This is a genomic window from Bifidobacterium sp. WK012_4_13 (genome assembly GCF_041080835.1).
Taxonomy (GTDB): Bacteria; Actinomycetota; Actinomycetes; order Actinomycetales; family Bifidobacteriaceae; genus Bombiscardovia; species Bombiscardovia fermentum.
The window spans coordinates 1745417-1769773 of record NZ_CP129683.1 but is presented as its reverse complement, the minus strand read 5'-3'; the positions used below and the strand labels follow the sequence as shown (position 1 = coordinate 1769773).

The window sequence follows — 24357 nt, the reverse complement described above, 5'->3', positions numbered from 1 at the left end:
GAGCTGCAGAGCAGCAGACTACTCCTGAACCTGTGCGCGGGCGATCTTTCCGGTGAAGGACTGCGCCTCATCGGCATCGGCAGCCTCGCCCTTGTTCCAGGAGAACATGGCGCGGAGCTTCGGTCCGACTTCCTCGATCTTCTCGTGGGAGTACTTCTCCTGCAGTTCCTTGAACTTAGGAGCTCCTGCATCCTGATCGTCGATGAATTCCTTGGCGAAGGAGCCATCCTGAATGCGGCCGAGCTGGAAGCGCATGCGATCCTTGGTGGACTCGTCAACGACCTTGGACACGTAATCGCCATACTGAGCGGTGTCGGAGCAGCTCCAACGAGCCTTGTTCAGGCCGCCTTCGTTCATGAGGTCGACGAGCATCTTGAGCTCGTGGCAGACCTCGAAGTAGGCGATTTCGGGCTGGTAGCCAGCCTCGGTCAGCACTTCGAAGCCGGTCTCGACGAGGTGGTTGATGCCGCCCATGAGGACGTCCTGCTCGCCGAAGAGATCGGTTTCGGTCTCTTCCTTGAAGGTGGTCTTGATGGCGCCTGCGCGCAGTGCGCCGAGAGCCTTGGCATAGGCCAGCGTGATTGCCCAGCCATCACCGCGTGGATCCTGCTCCACTGCGACGACCACTGGAACGCCGCGGCCCGCAGCGTATTCACGACGAACGATGTGGCCTGGGCCCTTTGGCGCGACCATGAAGACCGGGTGATCTGCAGAGGGCTTGATGTAGCCGTAATGAATGTTGAAGCCGTGTGCGAAGGCGACAGCTGCGCCTTCCTTGATGTTCGGCTCGATGTCATTCTTCCAGATGGTGCGCTGGTACTGATCTGGCGCCAGAATCATGACGACATCCGCCTCAGCGGTCGCTTCCGGTACCGACTTGACCTCAAGTCCCTGTTCCTTGGCAAACTCAACGGACTTGGAAGTTGGACGCAGACCGACGACCACGTCAACACCCGAATCGCGAAGGTTCAGCGCATGGGCGTGACCCTGCGAGCCGTAGCCGATGATGGCCACTTTCTTGCCCGCGAGAACCGAGAGATCGCCGTCTTTTTCATACCAGATTTGTGCTGCCATTATATATGTACTCCTTGTAGTGTTAATGCTTACATGTTTGGGCAGGTTAGAGATTGCTGCCATGCCATTGGTTGTCTTGTACTGAATGTCGCTGCTAGTCGGTGTGACGCTACGAGATTTTGTCCCGCGTGGTCGTTTCCGAAGTAAAGTCTTATGGTAGCCGCTCTTGATTGTACCCGACTCTTCTAGCGAACCGCTCCGCGACTCACATATCGTGGTATTCCTTTTGGGATTTCCATGTCCATATGGGCTTGTTCGAGCGCTTTTCAACGGTACGAATCGTACGTAATCCTGTAAATGAGTGCACGAAATCGCTCCGTTCAAAGCAAGTTTTCTTGGATTATTTTGCGAAGTCGACCGACTTGGTCTCATGGCAGGAAAGCACTGATACCAAGCAACACGCCGCCATCACCGCGAGGTATACGCCGACTGAGCGCACGCCCCAATGAGTCGAAAGCCAAGTCGCTATCGTCGGCACGAATGCGGCGCCGACGATGGCCGCAAGATTGTATCCGATTCCTGCGCCCGAATAGCGGACATTCGCTTCGAAGAGCTCTGGAAGGAACGCCCCGATCGGCCCGAACGCGATGCCCATGAGCGCAAAGCCGACGCAGAGGAAGGTCATGACCTGGAAGGTGTTGTGATGAGCCATGAGCAGGTAGGGGAAGAGCAGACTGAATACAAGCAGGGCGACCGAGCTGGCGACCAGCACACGCTTGCGGCCAACGCGGTCGGCATAGACGCACGAGAGCACGATGAACACCGCGAAGACCACGATGGAGACCATGAGCATAAGCAGATATTCACTCGTCGTGAAGCCGAGTCCACCGCCACCCTGCGCCGTGCTTTTCGTGCCGAAGGCGAGCGACCAAGTTGCCAGTGTGTAGAAGAGCGTGTAAGTGACGGCGACCAGGAATGTTGCCTGAAGAACCTGCTTCCAGCTCTTCTTGAACACTTCTACGAGCGGGGCCTTCACGACCTTCTTCTGTTCGAGTGCAAGACGGAATACCGGAGTCTCTTCCATCGTGACGCGCACTGCGAGACCAACGAGCACGAGCACCGATGAGAGCAGGAATGGCACGCGCCAACCCCAGCTCATCATCTGATCGGGCGTGCAGAACAACTCAAGTACAAAGAACGTGCCGTTGGAGAGGAAGAAGCCGATCGGAGCGCCGAGCTCTGGGAACGAGCCATAGAGTGCGCGGCGATTTTCAGGAGCGTTTTCCGTGGCAACCAGCGCGGCTCCTGACCATTCTCCACCAAGTCCGATGCCCTGAACGAAGCGGCAGAGGCAGAGCGCCACGACCGCGAACACACCCCATGAAGAGTATGTCGGCAGAAAACCGATCAGCACGGTCGCGCAGCCCATCGTGAGCAGCGAAACCACCAAGGTGACCTTCCGGCCGAGACGATCGCCGAAATGGCCGAACACCAACGATCCCACAGGTCGTGCGACAAAGGCGACGGCGAAGGTCAGCAGTGATGCCAGCAGGGCAACGGTTCCGTTGGTTTCTGGGAAGAACAGCTTTGGGAAGTAGTTCGCCGAGGCCGTGCCATATGCATAGAAGTCGTAGAACTCAATGGCTGTGCCGACCATCGACGCTCCAATAACCGTCTTCACAGAATCGCGGGTCATCGACTTGAGCCGATTGGCGAATGCATGACTTGTTGCAGATGTGGCTGGCGTGCCAAACTCGCCTGAAACGCCAACCGTTGCAGTACTTCCTGCAGGCTTAACAGTCTGATTGACTGCTGTCATCACTTCATCTCCTCAGTTTCTAATGGTCCGGCTGACTTTCAGTCGTAACCATGACCTTCATTGAGATGTGAGGTTGAATGTGCGATGCGGTGATTCCAAATATTGAAACAAATCTCGCATATTGGATACTTTACTGTTCGTCAGTCCATTGTTAATCATTGCCATGAATCGATTTGGAATGAAACGAAACTCAGGAATTTAGAATGCGCCGCCTACTGTTTTCTACCCCGCTTCTCAACGAGGCCGAACAGTGCTTGTGCTGGATTCAGTCCGTCAAGATAGACGGGTTAATAATTCGAATCGGCAGCAGAATAATGTTGGAGGCAACCACAACGCGGAATGCTGATGTGCATCTCATTATGTGATCCCCCTTCATTGAAAATATCAAGACGTTTGCTCTTGACTTCCTTGCCTTGACTGGTTATGAAGGTAGGACGCTCTGTGAGGAATGACAAGCTGTGTCCACTATGTGGACACAGCTGAGGCGATTTCAGCATCCAGTATTGATGTCAGCTTTCATTGGAATGAAGCCCTTCCTGCAAGCTTTCCAGAAGACCTAAGCAATTTCTGGCGGATCATCGAGCAAATCATGTGTGCCATATTCGCCGTTTTCATCACTCCACGTAAGTTCCAAAAGCGATGGCGATGTACCCTCGCCGACTTCAGCAAGTGCCGGCGTAAAGATCAACTGTGCCGTTGAATGCTGGCCTTCCCAGCGCAGAATGACTTTTTTCGAATCATCCGCCGTCGAGAATGTGAACTCACCATCGAAGGCATCGAGTGAATTCCGCAGCCTGCACAATGCGTTGAGCGCCTTGACCACCGGCCGTTCGAGATTGCGGTCGATTTCGGTGGTATCGAAATAATGCCGGTTGATGTCACGGCCATTATTGGTGCGTTTCAGCAGATCCATGTCGTTCTTGCCTGCCAGCGCACCGACATAATAGACCTGGGGAATGCCGGGAACGAAGAACTGGACTGCACGCGCGGCGAGATACGCCTGGTCATCGCATGCAAGGGCTGAATAGAAAGTGGAGTTGACTTGATACAGATCGAGGTTCGACGCCGCTCCTCCTGTGGCCGCCTTGCTCTCTCCGTTGGTGTTGCTGTGGATGCGCTCGACCAATGCGTTGACCCGATCGTTGGAGATCAGGCCGGGGAGTGATTTGTCGAGCTGGTCTGGTCCGATGTCGATGACGCCTATGCCATCGTGCGTGTCGAGAACCGTGACCGCATTCGTAGGGCGAATCGCAATCCATTTTTCCAGCGCAGCCGCGTCGCCGGTGAACAGCGTGTGCAGCAGCAATGGCGGAAGTGCAAAGTCATAGACCCGGTCGACTTTGCTTGCAATGGCAATCTGCTTCTTGTAATACGAATGGACCTCTATGAGGATCTCAAGGCCGCGCTTCGCCGCCTCTTCTCTCAGGCGAGAAATCAGCGTGAAGGTCTGCGGGGTCATGAAGCAGCTGGTTCCTGCTGTTTTCGCGCCATATCCCACGGCATCGAGACGGATGTTGGTAACGCCGGACTTGCCCATCGTGTCAAGAATCGACATCAGATAAGCCCAGCCCTCGCTTGAATTGGTATCTATGTCGACCTGCTGGGGCGTGAAGGTCGTCCAGACCAGTCGCGTCTTGCCCGCCCAGTCGTAATGGGTGAATGGCAGGCCGGGGCGTGGCCGATAGATGCCGGCGAGCTCAGTCTCGTCAGCGCCATCGGGATAGATGGAGCTCATGGTGAGGAACATGGGAGCGTAGGGGGATCCTTCGCCTCGGGCAAGCACATCCTGGAACTGGCGTGATTTCCAGCTCATGTGATTCACTATTGCGTCGACCATGAGTTCATGGGTCTTGGACAGTTCCGACACGTCGCTCCAAGTGCCCAGACGCGAATCGACCTGGGTATGGTCAATCGGGTCGAAGCCGGCATCAGCCCCGTCATAGGGGGTGAAGAAAGGCAATATATGAACGCCCTCGTAAATGTCTTTGAATCTGGTTCGCAGTACTTTCGTGAGTGATTGCAGTGTTCCATCGCCGAGTCTGTCTGCATAGGTAATGAGCTGCACCTTGTTGAGCATCGGACCTCCTCCGTCATTGGTAAAAAGTTCGCCTCCACAATCGTATCGAACCGGTTCGACACAGTGTGTTCGGCTCTTATCTAATCGAGATTGCGAGTTTTGCGGCAATTCCTGAGTATCAAGGGTCAAAACCGTTGAAATATCGACCGGCAACTAGCCAAAAATCTCTGCTTATACTTCAACATTGCCGCAAAACTCGCAATCTCGAATATTTCTGTCGCTGAAACTGAATTTCGAAGCATGTTGAAATCGCTCAATCGGTCTGAGGGCGTGCGCCATCGAGAAGTTCGTGGATAGCATCGTTCCAGAGCGTGGTTTCCCCAATTTTGACCCTCATGGGAATCAAATCGCCGATTCTTCCGGCATCTTCGTCAGGAATGATCTCCGTATCGTTGTCGCTGCTCTTGATGATGGGATCAGCACTTCGCCGTGACGCGTCTTGTCTACCTGAATTCTGCGTCTGATATCGCTCAATCTGTTCGACGGTACGAGTGGCTATGCGCTCTGCAATGGAATCGAACCCTTGAAGGATGCTCGTGATGCGAAGCCCGGCAATGTCAGTAACAAAAGTGCCATCATAGGCAAGGATCTGCAAGGAATTGGGCAGGACAAAGCCTCTGCGCAATGCCTCCTGAACGCACAGCGCCGCAGCAAGATCGGGAGCGACGATCGCATCCACATCGGGGAACCGCTCCAGAACGGAACGCGCCGCATTCTCGAATTCGCGCATATTCGCAAGATTGTCAATTTCAATGTAATCATGGCGAATTCCAGCTGCATCGAGGGTTTCCTCGAAGGCTATCTGATATCTGACGGGTGGAAACGAGGATTGCCCGTCCCGAGACTGCGATTCGCTGCCCACCCTTGACAGGTCATAGAAGCGTGAGCGTGGACCGCCGAGCGCAACGACATGGCGGGCTCCGGAAAGGGCGAACATCATCGCTGCGAGCTCGCCACCCTGCTCGTGATCGGACCCGACCGAGGGAATTCCGGAGCCCAGATAGCGGTCGAACGCAACGACCGGTCGTCTGATCGACGTCCAATAATTCTGGGAATGAGTGGTGTGGGCGCCCATGATGATGGCATCCATCATGTGGCGCTGAAGCATGTCAACGTACTGTTCCTCTCCCGATTCCATATCCGCAGTCGAGCAGAGCATGGTGTGCAATCCGCGCCCATAGAAGGCCTTCTGCAAGGATGCAAGAAGCGTCGCGAAGAACGGGTGCTGGATGGTGGGCATGATGACGCCGACCGTATTGGTCCGCCCATGAAAGAGATTCCTGGCAAGTTCGTTGGGAATGTAGTTGAGACCCTTCATTGCGGATTCGACGCGCACGCGCATCTCGTCCGAAACATAGCCGTTGCCGTTCACCACCAGGGAGACGGTACTGAGAGACACTCCGGCCTCGCGTGCAACATCTCGCATGCCCACCATTAGCGCGCCTCTTTCTTCAAGCCAATACACACCACTGCACCACTGAGTAACAGATTTCGGAACCCGCAAGCATGCTCATCGTTGATTAGTTACTTTCCGTAACAATATTAGCCATGAAACACGATTATGCGCATTCAACCAAGAATCGTTCGTCCTTGCTCCACATACGACTATCGGGCCCGCAATATTTTCATACTGCTGACCCGATGGTCTCAAATGTGCGGCTACTCGCTCACACAGGGCATTGCTACCTGCTCCCCGCTCCATCGGTTGGATCTTCGGCCGACTTCGCTCTGGCAATGAGCACCGATGTGACTCCCACTGCCATCAGCAAGGCAGCGGCAGACAGTGCAATTCCAATTGCAGCACCCGTCTTTGCCAGCCTCGTGCCAGAACGGCGATTCCCCGCCTGATGGGACTTCGGGTTCGACGGATTCTTGGAAGACCCGCCATTGCTTGGATTCACTGGCTTAGGCGTTGGCTTTGCATTGAACACATTGGTGATCGTGACCACATTCTTCGAAGCGTCGTCGGACATCTGGATTCTGCCATCCGCCGGATCCATCGAGGAAGAGTCAGCACCGCCATCATCCGTTTCCTTGACCACGCATTGAGCGCCGTTGATGATGTCGTCGACGCTTGCCTCATAGCCGTTCGCGGCAGATAGCTTCACGACTCCGCCGTTGTCCAGGGAAATCTGCTTCTGCTGCCCATCGGCAAGATAGGTGCATGCGACCTTCGCAGTGAACGGCCCGACTCCCCGGGAGGCGGCTGCGGCACCGGTGCGCTTCTTGATGATCTTCAGCGCGCTCGAAGCGAAGCTGTTGGTGACGTTCACCTGAACGTTCGAGACATCATCGCCGCTTTGCCTGGCCACGGTGACTGTCCCATTCTCAGGATCAAGGCTGATGAAGTGGCCCCGCCATTCCTGACTTCGGTGACCTTGCATATCGAACCTGCCCGCATCACGCCGAAGGTCTGAGATTCGCCGCCCTTGAGCGTGAATGCCTTGTCCAGCAACTGCTGCTGGCTCTCGCCTTCGCCATAGGTGCATTGAATCTGGAAGTCGAAGTCACCGGAGCCATACCTTGCCGCACCCTGGCCATCGACCTTCTTGGAGACCGTCACCGTTCCGGCATCATAATGATTCGTCATGGTCGTGGAAGTGACCTTGTCGGATTCAGAGCCAACCGTGATGATCTGGTTGCCCTGATCGTCGGTGCTCACATTGTCGCCGGTAAGCACCGAGGAATCGGCGTTATCGGAATCGGTCTCCTCGAGCACGCACTTGGAATTCGCCGGAATAGTATCCGATGGAGACTCCCAGGTCTGGTCTGCGTTCAAAGAGAATGTCGTTGCGTCGCCGTCACCGAACTGTACGGTCTGTCCATCCGATGTCTTGCATGACAGCGTGAACTTGAATGGACCGAAACTGCCGACATTGGCCTTCGTGTCGAGCTTCTTGGTCACAGACAGCGATGAATAGTCATAGTTGTTCGTCAACGCTGCAACCTGGGATGCATCGACATCATTGCTCGGCGAGTCCGAGTCGGAGGCATAGGTGTCGGCCTTGTCCACAGCGATCGATGCCGAATCTCCATCCTGATTCTGCCCATTCACGCTGATGGTCTTCGAAGTCTCGCCATATGTGCCATTCGACTCGTCTTCGGACACCGAGCATGTCGCGCCAAGTGGAATGCCAGAGATGCGCTGCGCCTTGTACGTGCCATCCGACTGCCTCTCCAAGGCGACGCGGTCCGTCGTCGAGTCGCCGAATGTCAGAGGAACGCTCTGATCAGACCCCGGAGACGCTGGGATGGTGCAAGACACGTTCGCGTAGATCGTTGACGGAGCATATGAGGAAGCTGCGCCTTCGGCCTTCTTCTCGACCTGGATGGAGCCGGTGAGAAGGTGGACGCCGACCAGGTTGGTCGCCAACTTATTCGCCTTGCCCTGTCCGGTGTACAGAATGCCATATTGGTTGTAGGCAAACTGATCCGCAGATGGCACGTCAGTCGGAGCCCCGTCTGGGTTCGCGGCTGACTTGGGCACGTTGACGGTCGAATAGCTTGCATCGACGGTCTGGCCTGGCAAGAGTGCCTTCTGTGCGGAAGTCGTGAAGTCGAGCGTTATTCGAATTCCCTTGACCTTGGACCAATCAGTGTCACCATTCGCAGCGCTCCACTCGTTCGCGCCGCACGCGCTGGCGGCGCTCGGAATCGATGACCAGGCGTCTACGCATGCGTTGGAGTCAGTCGTGACCTCAACGGTTTGAGTGGTGCCATCAGGAACACCGGAGAGCTTCAGATCGTCGATCATCTCGGGATCGTAGGTCGTGCCGCGGCTGGTCGAGGAATCAATCAGATACTTGTCATCAGTGCTCGGAAGCTGGTCAAAGAGCTGTGCCTTCTTGATGCTGGTCGTTCCCGCATTGACCATATGAAGAATCCACTGGTCCGTCCCGTTGGTCTCGCTGTTGGCGACACACGGAGAACGGTAGTATTTCTCCCCATCGAGCCCTGTAAGGGTCGGCAGGCAGGTTTGGCTTGGATTCGATATGTTTTCCGCTCCACTCAGCGAGCCAATCACGCCCTTGGCAATGAATAGGTTCTCTCCCGAAGTTGGGGTGACGTAATCACTCGTGCTGGCCCCCTGCGAGTCCGTGTCTTCGGTGACAGCCCCGGTGCCATTGCCCTGGATGGCATCGGATACGCCGTCAAGCGTCTGCTGAGTCTTGACATCTACGGTATTGACGACCTTCTGGCCGGAGCTTGCGCCTGGTTCCAATTCCAGCCAGACACGGATGACGGCCGTTTCGCCTGGCTGCATTTCATTCATGCCCTTTGGCCAGGTGAAGGTCAGCACCCCGGAATCTGAGACATCAAGCGTAGGATCCGTGGAAAGCGAACCCGCTGTGCCGTCTGCAAGCTTACCTGCCGTGAACACGACTGCACCCTGTGTGCCGCTTCCCGCTCCCGTATATTGCAACTGAGAGGGAAGCGTGTCGGTGACGCCGGTCAGATTCAGCGGAATGTTACCGGTGTTCCTTATGGTTATGTCCCAAGGAACCATGCTGCCGATACTTGCACTTCGCACACCGTTGTTTGCAAGCTTGTCGACTGCCAATGAAGGCTGGCCCTGATTCGATGCGATGCCGGCGGTTGCCGTCCTCTCTGAAGAGGTGAGCTGAGCTCCCTCGCTTTGCGCCTTGACCATGTTCGTGGCACCCGAGAACGATCCATCCTTCTGCAAGGACGCTCTCATGACCGCGGTGAAGACAATGCTGCCAGACCAGTTCGGCGTGCTGGTGGAGAATATCGTTCCAGCCTTGTTGGTGAAGACGAACTTCAGTCCCCTGATCTTCGAATAATCCGCAGAGCTGACAGGCACAAGGAATTGCGCCGAATCGGACGACTGTTGAGCAGTGGAGACCCACGAGTACGCTCCATCGCTGCCGGATGGCAGATAGGCTGAAATCGCCACCTGATCCGACCCCGCAGGGAAGGTGATCCCGCTCAGGCCAGTGAATTCGAAATCTGTCCAGAAGCTGGTGGATCCCTGGGATGCATCATTGCTGTCAGGGGCATCGGTGACATCCACTTCCTTCGGGGAGACAGTCGAAGCGCCCTGATTCGCATTGAGGGTAATCGTCTGGGGATCGTCAGTCTTGGTCACCAGAATGTCTGCGTCGGATATGTTCTTGCTCGTCTGGATATCAAGCGTACCCGCCGAATACTGCACTGCAGCATTTGCCAGATCGCCGACCTGCGTCGTTGGATTTGTCACTGGATCGTAGGATTGGGCGAGCGCTCTGTTGGTCGAAGAAACCGTGCCATTGGCCGGAACGGTAAAGTCCGCGTTGGTCGAGCGCAAGGCCGATCTCACCTGGGTGTCCAAGGTAACGGTCATGACGTTGCTTCCTGCCTTGAGGCCGCCCGTGGGAATTGACCCTCCATTATTGGCCGGGTCTGAACCTTGGAATGTGACTGAGACACCTACGACATCAGCCAGTTGGGAGGCCGTCATCGCATTGACATCAGCCGCCGTGCTCGAAGTGGTTGTGTACGTTCCCACTCCTGTCTCCAGGTTTCCTGGGGTGTAGTGCAGAAGCCAGACAATCGACTTGCTCAGGTCGACTGCGCCAGCCGGCGTGTTCGAGGCTATGGTCACCTTGGTGATGTTCTGCTCGTTGAACGGGTTGGGCACGGACGCGTCATCGATCGTTCCAGCCTTGTAGTAGCTGGAACTCATGAATGGGTCGGAAGTCGCTCCGGCCGCAGTTCCTGCCGTAAGACAGTCGTCGGTCGTCGTATCGGCGCAGGCGAGCGGATCGGTGACTCTTACGTATGATGCGTCCGTTTCCGATGTGTTCACCGCAGTCAGAACATACTGGTTCGTAGGATATTTCGTTGAATCCACGGTTCCGGCCGCAGGAACTATGACCGAATCGCTCTTCTCGGTCTTGCTAAGCGCGGCGGATGGGCTGTTATCGATGATCGTTATCCTGTCATCATCCGTGTCGCTCACCGACGACTCAGCTGTGTCGGACGGCGTTCCTGTGATGGTGGCAGCATTGTCGACGACGCCATTCGTGTCCTGCACGTTCAAGGCGCTGTTCTGGGTGATGAAGCTGCCATCGCTCCTTGCCTTGTTCCGCAAGGTCCAGACAAGATCGAACTCACGATTGCCGCTTGAGGAAACGACGCCCGAGCCAGGCTCAGGAGCATAGGGGTCAGTCCCATTCTGCAAGGCCTGGGTTCTCGCAGTGTCCGCGGCGGCATCATCCACAAGAGTGATGCGGACATCTGTGGTCTGCGCCGTCTCATCGGCTGAGAGCTTGTATCCCTTGAAGCTCCCGTCGGTCTGCTGCCAGGTTCCGCTCGGAGCTGCAACGGTGTGCCATGAGCCTGCGTAATACAGTTCCACGGAACTGATCGTGTCGTATTTGAGATACCAGCCGTTCGTGTACGGGGTCGATGAAGCTCCGATGCCGTTTATGGAGGTGAGATTGAATGCGTTGAAAACGGAGCTGCTCACATCTGCATCGCTCGTGCCATCTTCGATGCTGACCTCTTTCATGCCATCCGAAACGCGCCAGCTCAGCTTGGTCGTCGCGACATCTGAAGATTGGGCGGCAACGCTTTCGCGATCCCACTTCTTGGCAATGTCAACGCTTCCACCCTGGCCGGACCCACCAGGATAAGCAATGATTGAAGTGCTGCCATTCTTGGTGGCGTCTCCTGTGATTTTCTGACCGTCATCTGTGGTTCCAGAGCCTTCGGTCATTGCCGTGTTCTGATATGAGGTCGCGGTCTGCGTGTCGGAACTTGAAGTGCCGTCGACGGTGTCTGTGGCCGTCGTGCCGTCGGCCTTGGCCTTGCGCAGGTCATTGCGCGCAGTGAAGCCGATGTATGGCTCAGCTATCGTCGATGTCGCGAAGGTCTGACCGGCCGGCTTTGAGAAAGTGAAGCGTATGCCGATGAGACTGTCGGAGGTCACGCCAGCGTCGGACAGTTTCTCTTTCAGCTGTGCAGCGGTCAACTGATATGTGCTGGTCTTATCCTGCGCGGCGACGCTATCGAGCGTAATCCACGTGCCATCCGATTTCTGGACCTCGACCTTCAACGCCGTATCGCTCAGAAGCTGGGTCGGCTGGATCGAGTTTAGGTTGAATGCGTTCCAGAAACCGCTCGTCGACTGCGTTGGCGTATCCGAGTTCCATGAATCCGTGACGACGATCGTATCCGGCTTGACATAATCGGACTTTGCACTCGTCGTTGACTTCAGGTCGACAACGACGCTCTTTCCGGCCTCGACGTTCGAAGCTGGCGAGATGCTCTTGTCAAGGGTTACCCCAATCTCTGGCTTGACCACTCTCAGATCCGCATCGTTCGTTGCGTCGGATGACTGATCGTTGGACATCGTGACGGTCGAGGTCACCGAGTTGTTCAACATGACTGAGTCATTGTCCGCAACCGTGGCCTTGCTTGTCGCAACTGAATATTTGATTGTCGTAGACGCGTTGCTGACGATGCTGTCGGTCGAAGAGCCGAAGATGATGTCGAATGCCTCTATGTTCCCGCTTGGCGAAGCTGGTACCGCTCCGTCCGCGAAGTCGACGCTCTGATCGGCACTGCCATCAAGCATGTGATAGACGACCTTCGCCGTGCTGGCCCCAGACGGATAGGCGATTCCCTGCGTGAATCCTGCAAAGGTCGTGTTCTGGTCGAAGAAGGTACCATCTGCATCATCGGAAATCTTCATTTCCTTGACGGGAGACTTTGCATTCGTGGCTTTTATCGTTGCCACTGTGGAGTTGCCGGCAGGAATCGACCCTGCAGCGAAGGATTTGCCGACGCTTGTTCCAAGCTCTATCGGGGTGATCGTGAATTTGGCGTCACCCTTCGCGACTGCGCTCGACGTATCGTCTTTCTTGGTCTGGGCCTGAGCCACGTTATCCACCGTGGAGGTGAGAGTCGTGATGTCCTTTGAGGTGTTCCTGTCCGTACCGCGCTGGGTGACGTTGATTGGAATCGTCGTGCTCGCTGCCGGGTCGATGCTTCCCGTATAGGTGAAGCGCAGACCGCCGACCTGACTGTCACTCACGCCTGCAGGCAAGGCATAGGAGCTGCCTGGCGCGCCAGTGACCCATGTCCATGTGCCATTCTGCTCGACATAGGCATCGATCTGCACACTCGAGGCTCCGGGAAGCAGGGTGGCACTTCCAAAGCCGTCGAAATCGGTTATGCGGAAGGGATTGTTGGCATCAAGGCTGGTCGCGCCGTCTGGTGCAGTGGAATCAGCCGGGTCCTGAACCGTCATGGAGTCCACAGTCACATTCGAGGCGTTCCTTGGGGTCAGAGTGATGGTGGATTGCTCTCCGGGATCTGTGGTCTGCGTGCTGGGCGACCAGCTTTTCGTGATTCCGGCTGCGACCGTCTGCTTTGCAACGACCTTGATGTCGGCGCTGTCAGAATCCGCAGTTGAATTATCGGCGCTGCTCGTCGCGATGTTGGTTATGGTTTTTCCATTCCGTACGTCGTTCGGGGAGAAGTCATCGGGAACCTGCAACGTCACGTTGACGTATGCAGTCGTCCCCACGCTCAGACCGGTTCCTCCCGCGAAGGGCTCGTTGAAGGAAACGCTCAGACTGGTGCCACTCCCAACAGTCGTTGGGGTTGCTGCCTGTTTCACGCCATTCTCGGTCCAGGTAGTCTGGGCATCCAGGTCCGTGGATGTCGATGTGACCGCAACCGAATTGATCTTGAAGCCATTGAGATCTGCAGGGAGGGCGTCGCTCATTTGCGCATTGACGCAATTCTGCTCCGAACAGTTCAGCTGAATTTTATATGTAAAGGATTGGCCTGGCGTCAGATCCTCTTCCGCAAGGTTATCCACGCTTTTTTGAATTGTCAGGTATGGCTTCGAAGCTGACACGCCAGAGTTGCTTGAATCACCGGAATCGGCAGCCTCGGCTATGCCGATTGGCGACAAGCCAGCAACAGCCATTGACAGAACGCTAATGATAGAAGCTATTGTTTTCCACAGACTAAAGCCAGCTTTGGTTTGTTTTATCGCATCACGTTTCTCTGATGAACATGAATCGGATTCCCGGTCTGAATTTGACATGTTCGATTTTGGCCTAGTGAAAGCCATGTTTCCCCCTATTACGCTTCATCATTGCAGCATCAAGACATCTGTTACCCCAAATAACAGATTCTTTGAAAAGTCTACTGCATCCCCAAAACTTATAGTAGCTCGCTTTTATATTCCATTTTTATTCTTTACCTACTCTTTGAGCTTTTTAGATGGCTGGGCATCAAGTGTTGCTAGCTAGTTTTGGCAGCTGAGGCGGTTGCAGTAGAGATATGAAAAGACCGGCTCATGGAGCCGGTCTTGAATGAAGCCTGCGGTGAATCGATCAGTCGATCAGCGAATGAGTCGAAACTATCTGATCGCGGCCTGGGCCCGAGCCGACTGCCGAGATTCTGCATCCCGAGAGATCTTCGAGACGGTGGACGTAGTCCTGTGCAGCCTGTGGGAACTCGTCGAAGGACTGCATTCCTGCAATGTCCTCGCTCCAACCTGGCATCTCGTCGTAGATTGGCGTTGCCGACGCGAATTCCGCCTGGTCCGTTGGCATGTCGTCGCAGCGCGCATGTGAGCCATCTGCCATGGTGACGTTGTAGCCAACGCAGAATGGGATGGTTTCAAGTCCGGTGAGCACGTCGAGCTTCGTAAGCACGATGTCGGTCAGACCGTTGACCTGCACGGCGTAGCGGTTCACCAATGCATCGAACCAGCCGCAGCGACGTGGCCTTCCGGTGGTGACGCCAAACTCATGACCTTGCTGACGCAGCCATTCACCCTGGTCGTCGTTAAGCTCCGTGGGGAACGGTCCTTCACCGACGCGTGTGATGTATGCCTTGGAAACGCCTATGACACGGTCGATCTTGGTCGGACCGACGCCGCTGCCGGTGCAGGCGCCGCCCGCGGTGCAGTTCGAGGAGGTGACGAAGGGGTATGTGCCGTGGTCCACATCAAGCATGGTTGCCTGGCCGCCCTCGAAGAGCACGGATTTGCCGTCATCAAGAGCCTTGTTGAGAATCAGCGAGGTATTGGCGACATATGGCTTGAGGCGGTCAGCGACCGAGGCGAGTTCATCGACGGTCTGGTTCACGTCGATTGCCCGACGGTTGTAAAGCTTGACCAGCATCTGGTTCTTCTGATGCAGGCTGGCGATGACCTTGTCGCGCAGATGATCCGTGTTGAAGAGGTCATGGACGCGAATGCCGACGCGGTTCACCTTGTCCGCATATGCCGGGCCGATGCCACGGCCTGTGGTGCCAATCTTATGCTTGCCGAGGAAGCGCTCGGTGACCTTGTCGATGGTGCGGTCGTATGACGCGATGATATGCGCGGATTCGCTCACCAACAGGTTGCTGCAATCGACGCCACGCGATTCAAGCCCGTCAAGCTCCGCGAACAGCGCCTCTGGATCGACGACGACACCGTTGCCGATAACGGGAGTCACGTTGGGATGGATGATGCCAGAAGGCAGCAGATGCAACGCGTATGTCTCATCACCGACGACGACGGTATGGCCTGCGTTGTTGCCGCCATTGAAGCGAACGACATAGTCCACCTTGTCGCCGATCAGATCCGTTGCCTTGCCTTTTCCCTCATCGCCCCATTGGGCTCCAACAAGAACAATTCCAGGCATATGCACCTCCATAATGTGCGAAGGCGGAACAGCTCTCCGCCATGACGAGACTACCCCAAAGCATGGAGCGCGACGTTACATGTGCGGAAACGTCGAGCCTTGCCTCGCGGATCGACTCGACCTCTAGCGCAGGGCCTTGCCAGCGCTGCCGAGCTGGGTGCATGCCTCAATGACGCGCTCGGCCATCGCGTCTTCGGACTCACGCCCCCATGAGCGCGGGTCATAGAGCTTCTTCTCACCGACCTCGCCGTCGACTTTGAGCACCTCATTGTAGTTTTTGAACATGTGGTCGGCCACTGCCCTTGTGAATGCATACTGCGTGTCAGTGTCTATGTTCATCTTCACCACACCATAGGAGACCGCCTCGGCGATTTCCTCAGGACGTGACCCCGATCCGCCGTGGAACACAAGCAGGAATGGCTTGTCCCCGTTCGCCTGCGGGAATGAGGCTGCCGTGCCTTCCTGGATCTCCTTCAGCAGACCCGGGCGAAGCTTCACGAAGCCCGGCTTGTAGGCTCCATGCACGTTGCCGAATGTGAATGCTGCCATATATCTGCCATTCTCGCCGAGTCCCAGTTCACGAACGACGCGCCTTCCATCCTCAACCGTGGAATAGAGGGAATCGTTTATCGCCGCGCTCTGGCCGTCCTCCTCGCCTCCGACGGCACCTATCTCGATTTCGAGAATCGTTCGCGCCCGCACCGATTTCTCCAGCAGTTCCTTCGCTATCTCAAGATTCCGGTCAAGCGAGATGGTTGAACCATCCCACATATGCGATTGGAACAGCGGTTCCTCGCCATGCGAGACCTGTTCCGCCTCATAATCGAGCAGTGGACGAACCCAGCCATCGAGATACTGCACGGCGCAATGGTCGGTATGCAACGCAACCGTGATGTTCGGGTATCGCCCGATAACCTCACGCGCGAATCTGGCGAAGGCAATCGACCCAACAACGCGGTCGTTGACAGCCTTGCCTGATAGATAGGACGCGCTGCCGACCGATACCTGGATGATCCCATCGGATTCGGCCTCGGCAAAGCCCTGAAGTGCAGCATTCAACGTCTGAGTGCTGGTCACATTGATTGCAGGGAAGGCGTACCCACCCTGTCTTGCCGAATCGAGCATCTGCGCGTAGCGCTCTGAAGTTGCAACCGTCATAATTCCATTATCCCTCATGAAGACGCGCTGCAACCTGAATGAAAGTGTTCATTCCATCACACGCGTCACTTCTGCCAGCATCGTCGGTCCCCTGAGCCACCAACGAGCGAGCCTGAGCGCAAGGATCCGTGAGTGATGGGCAATCGGCAATTGACGATCAGCGATTCGCGGTTGCCGAAAGTCGGACATAGCCGGAATGATGCATGGCGAATCGCATTCGAGATGCTATGTAGACATCGATCGCCCGTTCGAAGGGACGCCCATCGGCCATGCAGGCGATCCGCCTGATTCTCACCAATGCGGTGCCGACGCCGACTTCCAGAAGCTCTGCATCCCGAGCATCTGCCTCGATCGTCTCCAAGGTCTCATCGACGTCCGAAGGATGGATTCCATAATCCTCCTCGAAGCGCCGATAGAACGATGTCGTCAGATCCTTGTTCAGCAGTCCCGGAAACATGTCAGAGGGAAGGTGAGACGTTTCGAGCGACAGCGGACTCCCGTCGATCGAACGCAGCCGAGTGATGTTATATATATTGTGAATCTGATTCGGAGCAAAGCCTTGCAGCCTCAGCAGCCTGGTGTCGGATGCCGAGGCTGGCGCAATCACCGCGGAAAGCACCTTTGAACGCAGCACCCTCCCTTGCCGCCGTGCAATCATCGGCAGGGATTCCACAGTGTTGATATTGCGCTCCAACCGTTCGTCTGAGATCACGATGCCGCCTCCGCGACCGATCCGTCTCACGATCTCATGCGCCTTTTCCATCGATGCGAGCGCGATTCTCAGATCCGCGCGCGTGATGCCCAATTGGGCGGAAATCTCACGTTCAGAGCCAAGTCTCTCCCCGGGCAGGAGCTCATGCTCATGGATCAGGGATCGCAGCAGCCTGACATTCTCTTGCTGGCTGAATCTCCTCTGCGAATTCATGGATGTGCGAGCAGATGAGCTCATCCGCCTATCACCTCTTTTCCTCAGCTCCCCTGGGAAGGTCATGATTCGGTGCCTGCAAGCCGCGCAACGTCACCGCGGGCATCTTTCCACTGACGTTAATATGGTTCCATTTCCGAATACGTTACGGGCAGGTGCATGGCTCACGAACGGCAGCCACGCGCCTTCACCCTCATGCCGCGCATTCCTTGAGGGTCTTCTCGAAGGCGGATGAGAACCAATCCACGTCGTCCGCGCTGAAGACCAGCGGCGGGCGAAGCTTGAGAATGTTACCGTAGCGTCCGCAGACGGATGTGAGCACACGGTTGTTTCGCAACGCTTCGAGTATGTCCAAGGCCTTTCGCTGATCGGGATCCTTGGTCCCAGGCTTCACTATCTCGCATGCGATATAGAGTCCGGTTCCTCGAAGATCGCCGATGCAGGCGTGCTGCGACTGGAATTCCTTCAGCACCTTCATGAAGAGCGCTCCGACCTTCCTGGCGTTGCCCATCGTGTCTTCGTCACGCATCACGTCAAGCGTCGCCTGCGATGCCGCCATGCACACCGGGTTGCCGCCGAAGGTATTGAAATATGGGATGGACGAGGCGAACGGTTCGAGAACCTCCGCCCTTGCAGCCATGAGCGAGGTTGGCAGTCCATTTGCCATCGGCTTGCCCGATGTCACCAGATCGGGAACGACGCCATGTCGCTGGAAGCCCCAGAAAGCGTCTCCCGTCCTGGTGAAGCCAGGCTGAACCTCATCGGCTATGAAGACGCCACCCAGTTCGTGAACCTTATCGATGACCGGCTTGAGATATCCGACCGGTCCGGGATAGACCCCATCCGATGAGAATATTGAATCCGCGAGGAACGCGGCGAACTTGATTCCATGTCGCGTCATGTCGGCGACAGCAGCCTCAAGCTGTGCCGCCATCCATCCACCAAAGACCTCAGGGCTGCATGCGCCGCCAACCTTGCCATCGATCTCGACACGATATGTGTCTGGGGTTGGAATCATCCGCATGCGAAGGCCCAATGTCTGAGCGGTACCCAAGGCGGGCGAGAGCTTCGAGGTCAGTGCCGAATTGCCGTGATAGGCCTCATGCGTGACGATCACACCCTGCCCGCCGGTATAGGACTGGGCGACTCGAATCGCCAGGTCGTTCGCTTCGGAGCCAGTGCACTGGAACATGATGCGGTTGACTTCGTCGGGCATCGTGGAAAGGATGTCTTCCGCATAGTGCAGCACATTCTCGTGAAGATACCTGGTATGCGTATTGAGCATCGAGGCCTGGCGCGTTATGGCCTCGACCACTCTTGGATGGCAATGCCCGACCGATGCGACGTTGTTATACACATCGAGATATTCGACTCCGTCTGCATCCCACAGATGGCTTCCCTTGCCCTGCACAAGATGGACGGGCTTGCGGTAGAACAGGCGATATGCCGGTCCGAGCACCGCGCGCTCCCTGGTGAGCTGTCTCGTTTCGGGATCGAGCGCACCCTCCATTTCAGGTCGGAAACTATTCGTATCCATAATCGTTGAGCGAACTGCCATGATGCCTTCGATTCTTTCTTTGTGTGTTCGTTGTTTCAGATTCCATTGCCCGACTGTGACCCCGCGCCGGCACGCATCAATGCCAAAGGCATTCTCAAGCCACGCGCGCTGCCACGGGGATCGCTGCGTTCACTGCTCCGTCCGGTATTCGGCGCTTCCGCCGGATGCCGCGAATTCCTCCTCAGGCGACAGCACCAGATGCTTGCGGCCATAGAGTGCAAAGAAGAGCAGTGCAACGACATAGATCGCCACCATCACGTACACGGCCAGCCTGTAATCGGGATTCATCAGGACCGCCACGAAGATGACGAAGGAGACTATTCCGGCGATGATAGCTCCTGTGCTGCCGAAGCTGCTCTTGAACGGCCTGCTGATATTCGGCATGCGCCGACGAAGGATGACGAAGGATACCATCTGCAGCAGATAGGCCAGAACGGCACCCCACACCGCAATGTTCAGAACGACAGAACCAGCGCCCGAACCACCATAAGCGACGATGAAAAGCGCCGCGAACCCGAAGACCGCACCCACAATAAGACCCCAATACGGCGTCTTCTTCTTTCCCGTGAGCGACAGGAAAGCCGGATAGTAGCCTGCGCGCGAGAGCGAATACAGATTGCGGCCATATGCGAACATGATGCCCTGCACCGATGCCAGAAGACCGATAAGCGCGAATGCGGAGAGCACCGCCGCCAGATTGCCTGGCAGAATCGCACGGTATCCATCAAGCAGAGGTTCGTCCGAGCCCGACAATGCCTTTGAACCGACGACGGCAGGATTGAGGAAGACGATGATAAGCGCCGAGATGCCAAGCGTCATGATGCATAGACGCGAGGATTTTGGAATGTTGCGCTCGGGATCCCTCACCTCTTCGGCAGCCAGTGGAAGCTGCTCGATGCCCAGGAAGAGCCACATGGCGAATGGCATCGCGTAGAACACGGCCTGCATGCCGAATGGAAGGAACGACGAGCCTCCTGCGGAGGGTGCGATGTTCAGAAGGCTGTCGAAGTTGACCTTGCCTGAGACGAATGCTCCGATGCCGAAGATCGCCACGATCGCGAGCGCCGCGATGGAAACGACCTGGGCGAACCGGAACGAGGTCTGCGCGCCTGCCCAATTGATCGCCACGAATATGACGTAGAGCAGAAGCCACCACACCCACATCAGGCCATGAGCGTCGAAGGAGAATCCGGTGAGGTCGCTGACGATCGCATCGGCGTATGCCGACGAGAAGTATACGACGACCGCGGCTGTCATCACGTATTCGATGGTTTCGGCGAGGCCTGTGACGAAGCCTCCCCAGGGTCCCATCGCCGCGCGGGCGAATGAATAGGCGCCTCCCGTGTGAGGCATTGCCGATGCCATCTCGCTGATCGAGTTGAGCATGAAGACGTACATGATGAACACGACGACGCATGCGATGAGCATGCCGCCCCAGCCCGCCTGAAGGATGCCACCGTTCCAGCCGGAGAAGTCACCGGAGATGACGGCCGAGATTCCTATAGCCCAGAGTCCGAATGCTCCGGTAGTCCGCTTGAGCTGCCTTTTCTCGAAGTAGTCCTCGTCGGTGGCCACATAGGTGACGCCACCGGCTCCTCTCGATTGCTTTGAAGTGCCATCAGTCGTTATAGCTGACATACCACTCACCACCTTCTGCTTGTTTTCTGCCGTTTCTGCTGTTTCTGCTGTTTTGGCGATCAGGACCGGCATCATGCGGCGCTGCCGCGATCACCCGATGACTGCCGCATGGGGTTAGGGTTATCTGAGCAGCCATTGCGAGTCCTCAAGATAACGATGGGCGCACTCGACAGTCCCACTGACCTGTGTTGTCGCAAGTTCCTTTGGCAGCGCGTCTTCGCGATGATTTGTCGTCCAGCCAAGCATCTGCAGTCGGCGAATCATGGAGAGGGCCGACATGACCTCTTTCTGCTGTCCATCGAATGGGCCTGCAACGCTTTCGTAGCCTGAGACCCAAGACTGTGCGAGCGAAGGGGCATAGGGCATATGCTCGATGAAGCTCAATGAGGACGCATAGTCATAGAGATACCAGCTGTATCCGGCATCGTCGAAATCTATGACCGTCAACGCGCCATCGCTGTCCCTGATGATGTTCGAAGGACGCAGGTCCGCGTGTATGAGACCCCAGGTCTCGGGATTGCGGGGCGTCTTCATCACGACGTCCATCGCCTTCCACAAGGCCTGCTCGCACACGTCATGCTCCCCTTCGCTCAGGTCTGCATCCTCCCAGCGACCCCATCTCGGTGAAGGCCCGACCATGTTCGAAATGTCCCAGTTGAATCGGCGAAATCCGCGAGGCTGCTTCCAATGCCGGGAATGATCGTGGAACTTCGCCGCCCATGAACCGATCGTCGTGTAATACGGCGCAGGATTGTCAAGATCTTCGAGCACCGTACCTTGAACGAACTTGGTGGAGATCACCGTCCAGCCGACTTCGTTGCGATCGCGCACCGTTCCGACGAAGGTCCCACGAATGGTGGGCACCGGATTGATGAGACTGACGCCGTCAACGTCGTGCAGCGCGTTCAGCCACAGAATCTCAGAGGCGACGGCATCTGGGCCACCGACGTAGCCCGGCTGCGACACTCGTACCACTCCCTCGTTCTCACCATAGATCTTCAGCAGAAAGGTGGCGTTTTCCGACACCGTTATCAGGTCAAGGGTGGTTTGCGCCTTTTCGAGGCCCCATATCGCACAGACGCCGCTGAACAGCCAGAAAGGAGCCGGATCTCCTTTTGAGAGCTCGCTGAAGGTGTTCAGGCTCACAGCCTGTTGCGGCTCATCGAGAACATGCGCTACTTCCGACATTGCTTCTCCAATCCTTGGCAGATGACCTGTTGCGCAGACCGGGATGCGCGCGTACCGCGCATCTGCGAGTCGTGCATTCGGCCAGTGCATTGAATTGTCGCAGAGCGCACTTGGAGAATCACGGTTCCTCTGTTACGGAAGCGTAAAGAAGAATGGTTCGAATATTAATGGCTCATTTCGTCATATGGCCGCGTCCACTGACCATGCCAGTGGACGATGCACGGAGAGCCCGCAGCAATCCCGAATCGAGGCTCCGCGCAACCTTGAAGTGGGCGCCGGAGCAGCCTGCGGAATACTAGAATCAGGTATTGGGTATGAGAAGAATGCTTGAACGATGGGGTATCGCATGAAGATCATTCGTTGCGCCCGTGCGCTTTGCACAGTCGGACTGGTGCTGTCGCTGTCGGCCTGCGGCACGGGAGCAGGCGCTTCGCCCGCTGCGATAGAACCGACCGAATCAACTGGCTCGGCAAGTGAAATGCCACATGCAGGCGCCTCTTCCGATTCGACCCCGACTCGAGCGGAGTCCTCTGACCAACCGGACACTCTTGGCACATATCGGCAACTGTTCGCAGAGCCTGCACTCGCACAATGCATGTCTGAAATCATGGGACAGCATGTTGACGACCAGCTCACCCGCAAGGCTGCGGAAGGCATGACCGGCATTGGTGGAATCGGCAATATCACAGTGAAGAACGGACGTTTCGTACCTGCGGAAGATACGGAGAACCCTCACTGCGCCGCGGCATTGCAGCATGTGACCTCCATTGCAGGAATAGAGCATTTCACGAACATCCAGACACTCTGCCTTGATGGGCTCATCAATCTGCGGGACCTCACACCAGTCCGAGGGCTCAGGCAGCTTATGAGCATCAGACTCCTTGACACCGCCGTCACCGACTTCTCCCAGCTGAACTCGCCCACGCGAATATACAATCTCGATGTCTTCATCAGCGCAGGCATGCCTACGCCAACGATCGCTCAGCAGCGAGCCTGGCGCATCAACATCATCACTCAGGCCCCCTGACGCGCAGTGGGCCCGAGTCGGATGCCTGGCACGGAATTGCCGAAAGGCACACCGATCGCACCGATCACCTCGATCACCTCAATCACCTCAGACACGAATGCCCTGCCTCACTCATAGCTCTGTGCGATCTCGTTGAACTTGCGAGCTCCGTCAACAAGGCTTCCCAAAGCGTGCAGCGCACCGCCGATGAGAAACATCGTGTCGTTTCCATAGAACTTGATGAGCTCCGGAATTCGGTCGAGCGTCATCCCGCCTCCAGGTGAGGGGAGTGAACGCTTGAGACCGACGAACGAATCTTTCTCACGGTCAGCGATACGATGGCACTGCTCTTGGCTGAATGTGAAGCGCCCGCCATAGCTTGGGAAGATTATGGAGTCTGCACCCAGCAATCTCAGAAGGTGCCCGAACAGAAGATCCTCGCGGATGCCATGATCGGACGAGGCGGTCCATCCTCCCAGCAACGCCGGATGCCCATATATGATGAAATCATCAGGCGTGTTGTCACGAAGATAGGGGATGATGTCAAAGCCTGATATTCCTGGCACTGCAAGGCATCCCCCGACGTGGTTCTTCAGGAGAATGTCAAGATGCTCCTGCACATGTCCAACCGGTGGATTGAAGCATGGAAGATATACGCTGTGACGGCCAGTCTCGTCATTGGCCTTTCTTATGGCATCCGAAACCAGCGGAACACGCTCGGCAAAGCGCGACCACGTCTGGTTGCCCAAGCCCTGATCGTCCTTGATGATGTCAACCCCGCCGATCGCGCAGTCGTAGGCATCCTTGACGATGTCCTCCGTATCGAGACCTACGGGCTTCAGCGCAGTGGCGAGCAAAGGCTTTCTCTTGACATCGACTATCTTTCTGATTCCCTCAATGCCGAGCTTCGGACCGCCGCCTATTGCGCGAGCGAACGATTCGCCGATGCGAAAATCTGCGAGCCGAATCCCCGGAAGCAAGGAGGCATTCCCCATCAGGACGACAAGGAACTGCGGAAACTCATACGCGGTCAATTCCTCGGGGAATGCTATGACCGCACGGACGAGGCCGTCCGATACCTGCTCGATTTCGCTCACTCTTCCAAGCGAGCGGTCGGCCTTCGCTGGGGCGTATTCGCGCGGAAATTCATGACTTTGCTCGACCGCAAGCGATTCAGCCCGTTGCCGGGCCTCACTCACATCACCACGAATCTCATACTCAACTTCGATGGTTGCTTCTGATGACATTATTGCCTGACCTTTCATTATGTGTTGCGAAGCATTCCTTATGGCGTGGCCCATGACACCCTGACGGCA

At 56.4% G+C, this 24357-nt stretch carries 14 protein-coding genes; 1 reads left to right on the top strand and 13 read right to left on the bottom strand.

From position 1 onward, the window contains the following. Nucleotides 1–18: 18 nt before the first annotated feature. From ilvC to QN062_RS07040, 12 genes are all read right to left on the bottom strand, one after another. Complete coding sequence (gene ilvC, locus QN062_RS07095; RefSeq protein WP_369341131.1) at nucleotides 19–1074, bottom strand: ketol-acid reductoisomerase; 1056 nt, start codon at nucleotides 1072–1074, stop codon at nucleotides 19–21. Nucleotides 1075–1414: 340 nt separating this feature from the next. Further along, nucleotides 1415–2710, bottom strand: a complete 1296-nt coding sequence (locus tag QN062_RS07090; RefSeq protein ID WP_369342570.1) for an MFS transporter — start codon at nucleotides 2708–2710, stop codon at nucleotides 1415–1417. 679 nt (nucleotides 2711–3389) lie between these two features. Beyond that, complete coding sequence (gene gtfA, locus QN062_RS07085) at nucleotides 3390–4910, bottom strand: sucrose phosphorylase (RefSeq protein WP_369341130.1); 1521 nt, start codon at nucleotides 4908–4910, stop codon at nucleotides 3390–3392. Between the two features lie 253 nt (nucleotides 4911–5163). Beyond that, nucleotides 5164–6345 carry a LacI family DNA-binding transcriptional regulator gene (locus tag QN062_RS07080; protein ID WP_369341129.1) on the bottom strand — a complete coding sequence of 394 codons (1182 nt, stop codon included), beginning with the start codon at nucleotides 6343–6345 and terminating at the stop codon, nucleotides 5164–5166. 247 nt (nucleotides 6346–6592) lie between these two features. Further along, on the bottom strand, nucleotides 6593–7222 hold the full coding sequence (locus QN062_RS07075; protein ID WP_369341128.1) for a DUF5979 domain-containing protein: 630 nt from the start codon (nucleotides 7220–7222) through the stop codon (nucleotides 6593–6595). After that, nucleotides 7180–13854, bottom strand: coding sequence for a DUF5979 domain-containing protein (locus tag QN062_RS07070; RefSeq protein ID WP_369341127.1), 6675 nt, complete (start codon nucleotides 13852–13854; stop codon nucleotides 7180–7182). The genes QN062_RS07075 and QN062_RS07070 overlap by 43 nt, the downstream gene beginning before the upstream one ends. Nucleotides 13855–14266: 412 nt before the next feature. Further along, a complete protein-coding gene (locus QN062_RS07065) occupies nucleotides 14267–15568 on the bottom strand; it encodes an adenylosuccinate synthase (RefSeq protein ID WP_369341126.1) in 1302 nt (433 codons plus the stop codon). 123 nt (nucleotides 15569–15691) lie between these two features. After that, a complete protein-coding gene (gene fbaA / locus QN062_RS07060) occupies nucleotides 15692–16726 on the bottom strand; it encodes a class II fructose-bisphosphate aldolase (protein WP_369341125.1) in 1035 nt (344 codons plus the stop codon). Nucleotides 16727–16883: 157 nt separating this feature from the next. Further along, nucleotides 16884–17675: a GntR family transcriptional regulator gene (locus QN062_RS07055; protein WP_369341124.1), complete on the bottom strand. Its 792-nt coding sequence runs from the start codon at nucleotides 17673–17675 to the stop codon at nucleotides 16884–16886. 169 nt (nucleotides 17676–17844) lie between these two features. Then, a complete protein-coding gene (locus QN062_RS07050) occupies nucleotides 17845–19209 on the bottom strand; it encodes an aspartate aminotransferase family protein (protein WP_369341123.1) in 1365 nt (454 codons plus the stop codon). Between the two features lie 129 nt (nucleotides 19210–19338). Continuing rightward, on the bottom strand, nucleotides 19339–20847 hold the full coding sequence (locus QN062_RS07045; RefSeq protein ID WP_369341122.1) for an amino acid permease: 1509 nt from the start codon (nucleotides 20845–20847) through the stop codon (nucleotides 19339–19341). A 120-nt stretch (nucleotides 20848–20967) separates the two neighbouring features. Further along, entirely contained in the window at nucleotides 20968–22035 is a 1068-nt protein-coding gene (locus QN062_RS07040; protein WP_369341121.1) for a phosphotransferase enzyme family protein, read from the bottom strand. A gap of 346 nt (nucleotides 22036–22381) precedes the next feature. On the opposite strand from QN062_RS07040, the gene QN062_RS07035 reads away from it, so the two are divergent. After that, nucleotides 22382–23062, top strand: a complete 681-nt coding sequence (locus QN062_RS07035) for a hypothetical protein (protein ID WP_369341120.1) — start codon at nucleotides 22382–22384, stop codon at nucleotides 23060–23062. Nucleotides 23063–23169: 107 nt separating this feature from the next. On the opposite strand, the gene QN062_RS07030 is transcribed toward QN062_RS07035, so the two are convergent. Then, a complete protein-coding gene (locus tag QN062_RS07030) occupies nucleotides 23170–24288 on the bottom strand; it encodes a RuBisCO large subunit C-terminal-like domain-containing protein (protein WP_369341119.1) in 1119 nt (372 codons plus the stop codon). Nucleotides 24289–24357 lie beyond the last annotated feature (69 nt).